At 45.5% G+C, this 12611-nt stretch carries 13 protein-coding genes; 7 read left to right on the plus strand and 6 right to left on the minus strand.

From position 1 onward, the window contains the following. Positions 1-38 precede the first annotated feature (38 nt). From TRQ7_RS05435 to tsaE, 6 genes are read right to left on the minus strand one after another with little or no spacing between them, the layout of a single operon-like run. Positions 39-659, minus strand: a complete 621-nt coding sequence (locus TRQ7_RS05435) for a hypothetical protein (protein ID WP_041844194.1) — start codon at positions 657-659, stop codon at positions 39-41. Then, on the minus strand, positions 652-3213 hold the full coding sequence (locus TRQ7_RS05440; RefSeq protein ID WP_041844195.1) for an SMC family ATPase: 2562 nt from the start codon (positions 3211-3213) through the stop codon (positions 652-654). The genes TRQ7_RS05435 and TRQ7_RS05440 overlap by 8 nt, the downstream gene beginning before the upstream one ends. Beyond that, positions 3203-4354, minus strand: coding sequence for an exonuclease SbcCD subunit D (locus TRQ7_RS05445; RefSeq protein ID WP_144399097.1), 1152 nt, complete (start codon positions 4352-4354; stop codon positions 3203-3205). The genes TRQ7_RS05440 and TRQ7_RS05445 overlap by 11 nt, the downstream gene beginning before the upstream one ends. Beyond that, the gene (locus TRQ7_RS05450) at positions 4347-4733 is read right to left on the minus strand and encodes a hypothetical protein (protein WP_015919317.1); all 387 of its coding nucleotides are present in this window, start codon (positions 4731-4733) and stop codon (positions 4347-4349) included. Before TRQ7_RS05450 ends, TRQ7_RS05445 begins: the two co-directional genes overlap by 8 nt. Next, on the minus strand, positions 4730-7093 hold the full coding sequence (gene lon / locus TRQ7_RS05455) for an endopeptidase La (protein ID WP_041844197.1): 2364 nt from the start codon (positions 7091-7093) through the stop codon (positions 4730-4732). Before lon ends, TRQ7_RS05450 begins: the two co-directional genes overlap by 4 nt. After that, a complete protein-coding gene (tsaE, locus tag TRQ7_RS05460; protein ID WP_015919320.1) occupies positions 7047-7532 on the minus strand; it encodes a tRNA (adenosine(37)-N6)-threonylcarbamoyltransferase complex ATPase subunit type 1 TsaE in 486 nt (161 codons plus the stop codon). Before tsaE ends, lon begins: the two co-directional genes overlap by 47 nt. Positions 7533-7598: 66 nt before the next feature. Between tsaE and TRQ7_RS05465 the strand changes: the two genes are divergently transcribed. The 7 genes from TRQ7_RS05465 to TRQ7_RS05495 are packed head-to-tail and all read left to right on the plus strand — an operon-like array spanning position 7599 to position 12604. Beyond that, positions 7599-8384, plus strand: coding sequence for a DUF72 domain-containing protein (locus TRQ7_RS05465; RefSeq protein ID WP_038067203.1), 786 nt, complete (start codon positions 7599-7601; stop codon positions 8382-8384). Continuing rightward, positions 8381-8683 carry a hypothetical protein gene (locus TRQ7_RS05470; RefSeq protein ID WP_015919321.1) on the plus strand — a complete coding sequence of 101 codons (303 nt, stop codon included), beginning with the start codon at positions 8381-8383 and terminating at the stop codon, positions 8681-8683. The genes TRQ7_RS05465 and TRQ7_RS05470 overlap by 4 nt, the downstream gene beginning before the upstream one ends. Before the next feature lie 11 nt (positions 8684-8694). Continuing rightward, complete coding sequence (gene glmU / locus TRQ7_RS05475) at positions 8695-10029, plus strand: bifunctional UDP-N-acetylglucosamine diphosphorylase/glucosamine-1-phosphate N-acetyltransferase GlmU (protein WP_038067207.1); 1335 nt, start codon at positions 8695-8697, stop codon at positions 10027-10029. A 1-nt stretch (position 10030) separates the two neighbouring features. After that, positions 10031-10978 (plus strand): ribose-phosphate pyrophosphokinase, encoded by a 948-nt coding sequence (locus tag TRQ7_RS05480; RefSeq protein WP_015919323.1) that lies wholly within the window; start codon positions 10031-10033, stop codon positions 10976-10978. Between the two features lie 22 nt (positions 10979-11000). Further along, positions 11001-11648, plus strand: a complete 648-nt coding sequence (locus tag TRQ7_RS05485; protein WP_015919324.1) for a 50S ribosomal protein L25 — start codon at positions 11001-11003, stop codon at positions 11646-11648. Continuing rightward, the gene (gene pth, locus TRQ7_RS05490; protein WP_015919325.1) at positions 11649-12209 is read left to right on the plus strand and encodes an aminoacyl-tRNA hydrolase; all 561 of its coding nucleotides are present in this window, start codon (positions 11649-11651) and stop codon (positions 12207-12209) included. Then, positions 12206-12604 (plus strand): UvrB/UvrC motif-containing protein, encoded by a 399-nt coding sequence (locus TRQ7_RS05495; RefSeq protein ID WP_015919326.1) that lies wholly within the window; start codon positions 12206-12208, stop codon positions 12602-12604. The genes pth and TRQ7_RS05495 overlap by 4 nt, the downstream gene beginning before the upstream one ends. Positions 12605-12611 lie beyond the last annotated feature (7 nt).

A 12611-nucleotide genomic window follows, 5' to 3' on the forward strand; every position in this document is an offset into this window, starting at 1 on the left:
GTAGGATTTTTTGATGTTCTCCGCAACGACAGGTTCGACTATAATCCCAGCTCCTTTCTTTCGTTTTCGTCTATGAGTGAGGCAAGTTCTGGCTTTTTGTACAGTATCATCTCCACTGCCTTTCTAAAGAACTCTTTTTGATCTTCAGAAAACTCGTTGCTTTTCAGGGACCTCAGGAGTATCTTCAAAGACCTCTCGTTCGGTATGTGTGCCAGGACCATGGCCACCTGTTCGCAGAGTTCTTTTCTGTAGGAATCTTCGAACATGAGGTACTCCAGTTCCGGCAGGAACACCTCTCCCTCACCTATCTTTGCCAGCGCTTCGTATATCACAAGCAGGGCCTCTTCTGAGTCGTATTTTTCCATGAGTTCGTAGAGGATGTTTTTCATTCTCTTTTCTCCTAGATCTCCAAGGATATCCACTATGTAGAGGTTCGTGATGTCGTTCTTCTCAAAGCCCTTTTCTCTTCTTTTCTGTATCTCGTTGAAGAGAAATTCCCTCGCTCTGTCTCCGAATCTGTAGAACACCTCCGCGACGATCTCTTTCACCTCTGGATCCTCGTCCTCCAGTAGTTCTATCAGTTTTGGAAAAGCCTCTTCACCCTTTTCTTTGATGATCCTCTCTATCAGTTCTTCTTTTTTTCTCCTTTCCTCATTCATTCGACACAACAACTCCTTCCTCTATTCTCAGTTTTCTTTCGAAGGCATTCGAAAATTCCCTGTCGTGCGTTATCAGAACGATCACCTTGTTTAGTTTCTTCAATTCTTTCAAAACGGAGGCAACTTTTGCTTTGTTTTCTGTGTCGAGGCTTGAAAAGCCTTCATCTATGAAAAATGCATCGAGTCTTCCGGAAGCAACTTCTGCCAGCGACATCGCAAGAGAGATCGCTATAAGGGAACTTTCCCCTCCAGAGAGTCCACTTGCCATTCTCTCTGTCCCTCTATCGTATATAACAAATCCTTTGCCAGAAACAAAATCTATTTCGAATCGACCGTTTGTCAGCACTTCCAGATAGGAATTTGTTCGCTTCAGAACAGCTTCGAGCACCTTTTCTGTGAAATACGAATAGAATTCATCTTTCCGGAAAAGAAGCCGCTTCAAAAGTCCGAAGTCTTCGAGCCTTTTTTTCAACTCGAGCAGTTTGCTTTCCAGTTCTTTTCTCTTTTCCTCTTTTGCTTTCACCTCTTCCAGTATGTGTCGTATGCTGCCCTCTTCTCTGTTCAACTCGGAGAGTTTTTCTTTTATTTTCTCAAGATGATCCAGAATCTTTTTGTGTTCTTCCAGTATTTCCGGGCTCAGATCCTTTTCTTTTTCGATGTCTTCTTCGAGAAGACGGATCTCCGTTTCAACGGCTTTCAGCCTGTCTTCTGCGTTCTTTGGTTCTTCGTTCACCAGTGTCCTGAACTCTTCAAAGTTTAGGCCTGCGTCTTCTAATCTTTTCATGAAATCTTCCTTCAGATGGGACAGTTCTGCCTTTGAATCTTCAAGTTCTCTTCTTTTTGCTTTCATCTCATCCATTATATTTCTGATCTGATCGTCAAACTGCTCGATCTTTGTTCTCTCTGAGATTATTTTCTCTGAAAGAATCCTGCACTCTTTTTCGAGTTCTTCGACAGCTCTTCTTCTTTCTTTGAGGGTTCTTTCCATTCCTTCTCTGTAACCAAGCCGGTTGAGATTTTCTTCCATCCTTTCTTTTTCTTTTTTCAGTGCACTCAGATCTTTTTCTCTGCTCATCAGAGATTCTTTTGTTTCCTCGATGGCCGATGAAAGACTTTTCTTTCTTTCTTCAAGGATCACAAGTTCGCTTTCCAGAGAAGACTTTCTCTTTTCCATCTCTTCAAACTGTTCACGATCGAAGTCAACTGCCTTTGCCTTACCGTGGTACTCTCCACCACATACCGGGCATGTGTCTCCATCATTCAGTTGTGAGGCTATTTGATACACCAGCCATGCAAGATGGTTCTTCTTCAACTCAGCAAGGCTCTTCTTTGTTTCTTCAAGAACAGTTTTTTTCTCTTCAACTATACCTTCAATGCGGAGAAGTTCTCTTTTCTTTTCTTCCAGATCTTTGTGAAGTTTTTCCACCTCTTCTTCTGCTTGCCTTATGGATTCAAGCGTTCTGATCATCTTTTCCAGAATCGGTCGTGATCTCTCCAATATTTCCTCAGCCTCTTCCAACCCACGGCGAAGTTTCTCGGCCTGTTCTTTCTTGCGCGAAAGATCCTCTTCGTACAGCAAAAGCCTTTTTGATGCGTTTTCTCTTTCTGTTTGAAGTTTTCTGAGGCGCTCTACATATCTGTTTATCTCATCGGAAATGCGTTTTAGATTGCTTTCTCTGATGCGCAACTCTTCAAAGATGGGCTTGAGTTCCTTTGCCTTCTTTATTTTCCTTTCCTGTTTCACTTCTTCTTCCAGCCGCGTCTTCTCCTGAAGAAGTTTTTTCAGCCTTTCTTTCTTTTCCACTATCTCCCGGTATCGTTCAACAAGATAAGACAGCCTTTTTTCTTCACCTCGAAGTTTTTCTTCTTCATCCAGAAGTCTTTTCTTTTCACTCAACAGATCTGAGAGTTTTTTCTTCAAATCTTCCAGTCTGTACCTGTCGAGGTAACTGATGATCTCTGAAAGAAGTCTTTCGTAACCTGAGGTTTCCTGGTTCAGTTCGTTCATCTTTTTGTTGAGGGTGTCTTCCAGCCTTTTCAGGATGTCCTCGTCCAGAAAGACATCCGATATGATTCTTGATATCTCACCGGGGGTTGATTTTAGAAGTTCGTCGATCTTTCCCTGTGGGAGAAAGATCGTTTTTGTAAAGGTTCTGGAGTCCACCCCCAGTATCTCTTCGATTTTTTTTCTTACATCATCCACCTTCACCGCCTGTCTTGCTTTCTTTCCTTCTTCGAGCACTTCAACGAGGACAGCAGAATGTTTCTTTCTCACACCAGATTCTATTTCTCTCAGGACTTCATATCTTTTGCCTCCACGTTCAAAACGGAAGATCAACTGTGCTCTTCTTTCTGGAGATTCTGTGTTCACATAATCATAAACGTTTCTTCCGTACCTTATACCCTCTCCAAACAGCGCAAAGGAAATGGCTTCGAATATCGAAGACTTTCCGGCTCCGTTTGGTCCCTCTATGATCGTGATACCCTTTTCGAAGTTTATATCCACGCTTTTCAAACCGAGAAAATTTTTGGCCACAAGCCTTTCAGGTCTCATTCCCTTTCACCTCTTCGAGTAATTCCTCAAAGAGCTTTATGAGATTCTCATGATCTTTCACGCGGGTCTTCACGTATTCTTTGAAGAGTTCAAAAAAGTCCAGTTTTGATATCTCCTCCCTCACGTCATCCACACCGCTTTGAAACACCTTTTCGATTCTTTTTTCCACCTTTACCACGTTGTCGATCTCACCCAGAAGTTCGTGGGCCATGTTGAGGAGATCTTCTTCGTAGGTGATCCTCACATAACCGGGAAAGGTCCGACAGAAATCCTTTATTTCTCTTCTGGCCGATGTGTCCAGTGTTCTGTAAAAGAGGGTTTTCAGAGGAAGCGGGTTGGTGTCAATTTTTCTGAAAACAGGCTCGCTGCCTTTTTTCACGACCACAAGCACGGCACCCTTTTCATCCTTTTCCTCACCGAAATCCAGTCTTATGGGAGACCCAGAGTAGATCATCAACGGTTGTTCCTGAACCACATGAAAGCCATGTAAATGCCCAAGAGCCACATAGTCAGCAAAGAACGGTATGAGGTTTCGATTTATCACGATTTCTCTTCCCTGTTCAGCGCCCGCGTAAGGCTCCAGTCCTTCCACCGTGAAATGACCCACAAACACGGCAAAATCCTCTTTGCCCGCCTCTTTGAGTTTTGCCAGTTTCTTCTCAAGCCACTGCCTGAAATCCCTTCCTCTGGAGATTTTCGCTTCGAGATCCTCCGATTCTTCTGGATATGGGAAGGGAAGGATCCTCACTTTCTGACCTCTTCCTGCAACAACATCCACGGGTTCTGGATATCTCAAAAAGACAAGGTCATCCGATAGAACCTGAAGCAGGTCTCCAAACGCCGTCAGGCCGCGCCAGTCGTGGTTGCCCAGAAGTACCACAACCGGTGCGATCTGCAGCATCTTCTTTAGGTACTCCATAACATCTTTCATCGCGGTGACACCGGGATTCGATCTGTTGTGAAGCAGATCCCCTGCCACCAGGAAAAGATCCACACCTTCTTTCCTTGCCTCTTCGATCACCCTATCCAGCGCTTCATTTATTTCGGCTCTACGGTCCCTGGGTTTTGAACTGCTCCAGGAAGTGAGACCAAAATGCCAGTCTGCGGTGTGGAGGATCTTCAGTTCTTCCAATTCAATCACCCGCCAGTTTTTTCTTGCACTCTTCTACGTAGAAATCTACTATTTTCTTGATCTCTTCGTTTTCTGTCAGATTCGATACCTTTTCGAACAGAACAAGGGCCTCTCCGTAATTGGCAAGTTTGTACAGATCCTTTGCCTCTGCAAGAAGAGATCGTGCTTTTTTCTCTTTTAGAAGGTCCATTCCCTCTATTTTAAGTCCTTCTTTTTCGACGTAATCAGCGAATTTTTCGTAATCGGAAAATATGTAGAGTTCGTAAGCCTTCACCAGTTTTTCGGTGTACTCAACCCTTTCGTTGAGTGTCCTGTAAGAAAAGTACGTGATGGTGAAAAGAAGTGCAAATACCGTCAAAACGACCACGTAGAACACGTCTTTTTTCACCCGAGCACTGCCTCCTTCAGAACATCCGTTATTTCCCTACAGAACACGATTTCCAGTCCGTTCAAATACTCCTTTGGTATTTTTTCAACGTCTGGTCTGTTGCGCTCTGGAAGGATCACCTTTTTTATCCCTGCTCTCTTTGCTGCGAGGAGTTTTTCTCTGATTCCTCCAACCGGAAGTATCTTTCCTCTTAAGGTGATCTCTCCCGTCATCGCCACGTCTTTTTTCACTTTTTTCCCTGTGACGGCAGAGTATAGAGCCACGGTGATGGTAATACCTGCTGAAGGTCCATCCTTTGGCACGGCACCTTCGGGAACATGTATGTGTATGTCGTTTTTTTCGAAAACATCCCTGCATTCTTCTCCGCACATTTTTCTCACCACACTGAGAGCGATTTTAGCGGATTCTTTCATGACGTCTCCCATGTAACCTGTCAGTATGAGGTTTCCTTTGCCCGGAACAAGAAGACTTTCCACGATCAAAACACTTCCACCTGCTGGTGTCCAGGCAAGCCCGGTGACAGCCCCAACCGTATCTTCTTCCAGCACGTCTTCCGCTCTGTAGACAGCCGGACCAAGTAGTTCCTCCACGTCCTTTGTTCCTATTTTCAGATGTTTCCTCTCTTTTTTTACAAGACTTTTTCTTACAACCTTTTCTATGATCCTTTCCAGATTTCTCACACCCGCTTCTTTTGTGTATTCCCTTATGATCTTCTTGATCGCACCGGGGGTGAATTCTATCCGTGACAGACCATACTGGTTTGCGATTCGTGGAACGATGTAATCCTTTGCGATGTGGTACTTTTCCGGATCAGAGTATCCCGGTATCTCTATGATCTCCATCCTGTCTCTGAGGGCCGGTGGGATCGTGTGGAGTACGTTCGCTGTTGTGATGAAGAGGACCTGAGAAAGGTCAAACGGTATCTCAAGGTAGTGATCCACAAAATCTTTGTTCTGCTCTGGATCGAGAACTTCGAGAAGTGCCGAGGCAGGATCTCCCTGGAAACTGATACCCATCTTGTCCACTTCGTCCAGCAGGATGACCGGGTTTTTCGTTCCAACTCTTCTGATTATCTGGATGATTCTTCCGGGCATGGCACCAACGTAGGTTCGGCGATGCCCCTTTATCTCGGCTTCATCCCTCAGCCCTCCAAGGGACATTCTTCCGAATCTTCTTCCCATGGCCTCGGCTATGGTTCTTCCAAGGGAAGTCTTTCCAACACCTGGAGGCCCGACAAGACACAGAATCGGTGCCTTGAGATTCTTTGAAAATTTCCTTGCAACGAGGTACTCCAGGATCCTCTCTTTCACCTCTTCCAGGCCGTAGTGATTCCTGTCCAGAATCTTTCTTGCCTCTTTCACGTCTATTCTGTCTTCCGTTGTAACGTTCCAGGGAAGGTTCAGCAACCAGTCCAGATAGGTCCTCACAACGGTGGCCTCAGCACTGTAGGGGGACATCTTCTCCAGTCTCTGGATTTCTTTCACTGCTTTCTCTTTCACGTACTCTGGATAGTCGCCCTTTTCAACTTTTTCGTAGAGTTCCCTGATCTCTACCTCTTCTTCCGCCCCCAGTTCCTCTTTTATGGCCCTGAGTTTTTCGCGCAGGACGTACTCTCTCTGTGTCTTTTCTATCCTGTCTTTTACCTTCTTTTCTATCTCCTCTTCTATTTCCAGTATCTCTATTTCCTTCACCAGAATGGAGAGGACCTTTTCGAGGCGATGCAAGGGATGGACCGTTTCAAGGAGTTCTTGCTTTGTCTCAAGGGGAACGGGTAGAATGGAGGCCACAAAATCAGCCAGCCTGTCTGGATCCTGCATTTCCTTCAACGTGACGAGGGTTTCCTGTGGAAACTTCCTGGTTAGGTTGAAGTACCTGATCGCCTTGTCCTTCACACTACGCATCAGTGCTTCCAATTTTTTCGTCTTCCGGTATTTCACCTTCAAAACCTCAAGTCTCACCAAAAAGAAAGGTTCTGTGGAGATGAAATCCTCCACGCGGGCTCGTTCCAGTCCCTCAACCAACACTTTGAAGGTGTCGTCGGGAAGTTTCATTATCTGAAGAACCTTGACGATCGTTCCAACTCTGTAGAGGTCTTCAGGGCCTGGATTTTCAACGGACGGATCGATCTGGTTGACAACAAAGAGAAGTCTATTGTATTTTTCCATCGCCTCTTCGAGTGCAATGAGAGATTTTTCCCTTCCAACGTAAAAGGGAACGACGGTGTTCGGAAAGACTCCCAGACCGTTTCTCAGAGGAATACAGGGAAGGCTGTCTGGAATCTCTATATCTCGCTCCTGCTGTCTGGCGTATTTTTCAAGAACCTTGAAGCTCTTTTCCACCTCTTTTGACTGCTTCGACAAGATAGTTCACCTCCTCAGGTATTGAGATTTCAACGTTCCTGGAAAGTTCATCCGCCACCTCGATCTTCACCTTTATCGCATCTTCTGGCCAGAAGTTTTCAAACAGGTCTCCCCATTCCACAACCAGCACTCCTTCTTCACTCTCCAGCACGTCTTCAACATCGAGAAGGAGAAACTCGGGATCCTTCACCCTGTAAAGATCAAGGTGGTATATCGTCTTCGCTCCGGGATAAACGTTCATGAGCGTGAAGGTAGGACTCCTCACGATGGATTCATCCAGTCCAATCGCCCTGACCATTCCCCTCACAAACGTCGTCTTTCCTGCGCCGAGTTCACCTGACAGTACAACTACCTCTCCTCCCTTCAATGCCCCTGTCATCACCTCAGCCAGTCTTTTGAGTTTTTCTTCATCGAGATGTTCAAACACGAGTTTTTTCATCTTTCATTCCTCCATGTGTGTTGTACAATACATATTGAAGTATTCTTCCAGAAGGGGAAAGAACGGATGGTTTATGTGGGAACGAGTGGTTTTTCCTTTGAAGATTGGAAAGGAGTAGTGTATCCTGAGCATCTGAAACCCTCTCAGTTTTTAAAATATTACTGGGCAGTACTCGGGTTTAGAATAGTCGAGTTGAACTTCACATATTATACACGACCATCGTGGCGCTCTTTTGTGCAAATGTTGAGAAAGACCCCTTCCGATTTCTATTTTACCGTAAAGCTTCCGGGAAACGTGACGCATGTGCTCTGGAAAGAGGGAAAAGATCCGAAAGACGAGATTGAAAGCTTCGCGGAGGAGTTGAAACCACTCATCGAAGAGGGAAGGTTGAAGATGACCCTTGCCCAGTTTCCGTTTTCGTTCAAATATTCTTCCGGCAATCTGGAGTATCTGAAGCGGTTGAATGAGAGATTTCCATATCATCTTGCGTGCGAATTTCGCCACAGTTCCTGGGACAGAGACGATGTGTATCACTTCTTGAAGGAACAGAAGATAACCTTTGTGATAGTGGACGCACCGAAGATTCCGGGTCTGTTTCCTTACAGACCCATCGTGACAACGGATTATGCTTACTTCAGATTCCATGGGAGGAACGAGCGCTGGTTTGAAGCGGAAGGTGAAGAACGGTACAATTATCTGTACAGCCGTGAAGAGTTGAGTTCTTTCTTGAACGATGTACTGAGTGTATCTCAGAAGGTGAAGGAAACGTATGTTTTTTTCAACAACTGCTATAGGGGGCAGGCGGCGATGAACGCGCTTGAGTTCAAAAAGATGCTGGAGGAGAGAGTGTGAGTGCTCTGGATGATATACTGAACGTCCTTGAGGAATCTCAGGAAGACATCTTCGATCTCATGGAAAAACACATTCACTATCTCAGAAAGAAATACTCAGATGAGGAAATTCACGAGGCGCTTCAGATGATACTGTTTGCCATGGAGATCTCACAAAAGCCGATTGTTCATCACGTTTTCGAGACTTTCCCCAGGGAAAAGAGGGTGTTCGTGGAGGACGAGATAACAAAAGAAGAGATCGAAGGATTCTTGAAGGGAGAACTGAACGAACTGGATATTGAAAAGAAAAACTGGTTTTGAGAGGTGAAACCATGAAGGCGCTCATCCTGGCTGCCGGAAAGGGAACAAGGATGAAGTCCAGAATACCGAAAGTTCTACACAGACTCTCCGGCAAATCCATGATAGAATGGGTGGTCGATACGGCGGGGAAGGTGGCCCAGGAAGTTGGTGTTGTTCTCGGTTTTGAAGCAGAAAAGGTCAGAAAACACCTTCCAGAATGGGTTAGGATTTTCATCCAGGAAGAGCAACTGGGAACAGCACACGCTGTGATGTGTGCAAGAAGTTTTTTAGAACCAGACGATGATGTTATCATCCTATACGGGGATGTCCCACTGATAAGTGAAAACACCCTCAAGAGGATGATCGAAGAACACAGAAAAGGAGCGGATGTCACGATCCTTGTGGCAGACGTGGAGGATCCTTCTGGATACGGTCGGGTTGTGGGGGACGGGGGAAGATACAGGATAATAGAGGAAGTGGATCTTCCGGAGAATCTGAAAGGAATCAAAACGATCAACACGGGTTTTTACGTCTTTTCTGGTGAGTTTCTCTTGGAAGTGCTTCCAAAGATCAAGAACGACAATGCGAAAGGAGAGTACTACCTCACAGATGCGGTGAACCTCGCTGAGAATGTTCGGGTTGTCAGAACAGCAGATCCTCTGGAGATCACAGGAGTGAACACAAGGAAAACCCTGGTCTGGCTTGAAGATCAGCTGAGAAGAAGAAAAATAGAAGAACTTCTCGAAAACGGTGTTACGATACTGGATCCGAACACCACATACATACATTATTCGGTGGAGATTGGGATGGACACGATTGTATATCCCATGACCTTCATAGAAGGGAAAACGAGAATAGGTGAAGGCTGCGAAATAGGCCCCTTGAGCCGCATCGTGGACTGCGAAGTGGGGAACAACGTAAAAATAATGCGCTCAGAGTGCTTCAAAAGCGTGATAGAGGACGATGTTTCCGTTGGACCTTTCGCAAGGCTGAGAGAGGGAACCGTTTTGAAGAAATCGTCAAAAATCGGAAATTTTGTTGAAATCAAAAAAAGTACAATTGGAGAGGGAACGAAGGCCCAGCATCTCAGTTACATAGGGGATGCTTATGTTGGAATGAACGTGAACATAGGAGCCGGCACCATCACGTGCAACTACGATGGAAAGAGGAAAAACCCCACTTTCATCGAAGACGAAACCTTCATAGGAAGCAACACATCACTGGTGGCACCTGTTCGTATAGGAAAGGGAGCCCTCATAGGAGCCGGATCTGTGATCACAGAAGACGTTCCTCCATACTCTCTGGGTCTGGGAAGAGCCCGCCAGATCGTGAAAGAAGGGTGGGTACTGAAGAGAAAGGAGGAATGATATGTCTTTTTCAAACGAGATGAAGGTTTTTGCTGGAAATTCTAACAAGCCTCTTGCAGAGAAGATAGCAAGGTACCTGAATCTTCAGCTCGGTGACTGCGAGGTTGGCAGGTTCGCTGATGGGGAGATAAACGTCCGAATAAACGAGACAGTGAGAGGCCATGACATATTCCTCATTCAATCCACATCTCCCCCGGTCAACGAAAACTTGATGGAACTTCTCATCATGATCGATGCGTTCAAGAGGGCTTCAGCCAACACGATAGCCGTCGTTATTCCTTACTATGGATACGCAAGGCAAGACAGAAAAGCAAAGGGAAGAGACCCGATAAGTGCCAAACTGGTGGCAAATTTGATCACGGTGGCTGGAGCAACGCGAGTTCTCACGGTCGATCTTCACGCAGAACAGATTCAGGGATTCTTCGACATACCGGTTGACAATCTGTGGAGTTATCCTGTGTTTGCAGAAGAACTGCAAAAAAGAGAGGAGATAGTCCCCGAAGAGACGGTGGTTGTGTCTCCAGATGTGGGTGGAGTGAGAAGGGCAAGAAGAATGGCAGAACGACTGAAAACATCCCTTGCCATACTTGACAAAAGAAGACCGAGTGACAACGTGGCGGAGGTTGTAAACATAATAGGAGAAGTGAAGGACAAGGTAGTTATCCTTTTTGATGATATAATAGATACTGCCCATTCGATAGTGAAGGGTGCTGAGGCTTTGAAGAAAGCCGGTGCGAAAAAGATCATCGCCTGTGCAACACACGGGGTGTTCTCGGAGAACGCCCTCGAGAGAATAGAGAATTCCCCGATAGACACCGTCTACATAACGGATACCATTTACCATGAAAGGCTGCCTGAAAAGGTTAAGGTTATCTCAGTGGCAAACCTGATAGGAGAAGCTATCATGAGGATCAGAAAGCATCTGTCGGTGAGCATACTCTTCAGATGAAGACCTACAGGAGGGAGAAAAGATGGTAAGTCTAGAGGTCAGATTGAGAACACCGAAGGGCAAAAGAGAAGCAAAGCGCCTCAGAAGAAGAGGAGAAGTACCAGCCGTTGTGTACGGACCCGCAACGGATCCTATTCCCGTGAAGATAAAAAGATCGCTGCTTGAAAAGGTCTTCCACACGATAACCGAAACCACTCCCATTCGTCTGGTTATCAAGGATGATGAGGAAAGGACCGTGTCTGAGAAGACCGTGTTCTTGAAGATGATCCAGAGAGACAAGGTCTCCGAAGCGATCGTCCACGTGGATTTTTATGAACCCGTCAAGGGTCACAGGATGAGGATCAACGTTCCTCTCAAAGTGGTAGGAAAACCCGTCGGTGTGGAAAAAGGTGGCTTCCTTGAAGTCTACCATGAAGAGATCCCCGTTGAAACAGACCCCGACAGGGTACCACAGGAGATAGAAGTGGATGTTTCTTCACTGGATCTTGGAGATGTGATCCACGCAAGGGATCTGAAGCTCCCAGAGGGTGTGAAATGTCTTCTGGAAGATGAAGAAGCAGTGGTATCCATCCTTGTTCCTAAAGAAGTATCCATCGAGGAAGAAGAAGTAGAAGAAGAAGTAGCAGAACCGGAAGTAATAAAGAGGAAGGAAGAAGAGGAAGAAGAGTAAATGGTCGTTGTGGGGCTGGGAAACCCAGGCCCACGTTATGCCTTCACGAGGCATAACGTGGGTTTCCTTTTTCTGGATTACTTGAAAAGCAAAGGCTGGAAGTCGGAAAAATTTTTCGAGTGGAACAAGACAGAACTGGATGGCCACGAAATTGTACTTGTGAAACCGCTGACTTACATGAATCTCAGCGGTGTTGCTATGCCTTATATAATGCGTTTCTTTCGAGTGAACGTGGATGATATAATAGTAGTGTACGACGATGTGAGTCTGAAGCTTGGAAAGATCAGGATCAGAAAGAAAGGTTCAGATGGTGGACACAACGGAATGAAGTCGATAATTCAGGCACTCGGAACACAGGAGATAAAGCGCATAAGAATCGGAATAGGAGAGAAACCAGAGGGAATGAATTTGGTGGACTTCGTTCTGGGAGAATTTTCAGAAGAGGAATTCAAAGTACTTCAGAAAGTCTTTGAGCTTTCCAGAAATGCACTGGTGACAATTCTTAACGAAGGAATAGACAAGGCAATGTCCGTTTACAACTCTTTAGAGGTGAGAGTATGAGATGCATGAAATGTGGTCAAAAAGCTTCCTATTTCTATCAAATAGATTTCGATGGTGTAGAGAAAAAGATCTCTTACTGCAAAAAATGTGTAGTCGAAGTTCTGAGAAACAGCGTGCCTCTCAGAAAGATTGCTGGTGTTCCGGACGAGACCCTCAAAAAAGGAAGACATGTTTTTGAAGATGAAATGGCTGTTTTCGTAGAGATTCCTGTCTATGTGATGGAGCAGATGTTTGGAAAATGGCATCCACAGGAAAGGGAAGTCCTTCTGAACGAAAGGAAGATAGCGTTTCTTGAGCGAAAATTGAAGGAAGCCATAAAGAACGAAGACTACAGGAAAGCGAGTCGATTGAAACAGCTGATCACTCAGATAAAGAGAAAGATGGATGTGAAATGAAAGCCCC

The sequence above is a fragment of the Thermotoga sp. RQ7 genome, assembly GCF_000832145.1.
In the GTDB taxonomy this organism is placed as follows: Bacteria; Thermotogota; Thermotogae; order Thermotogales; family Thermotogaceae; genus Thermotoga; species Thermotoga neapolitana.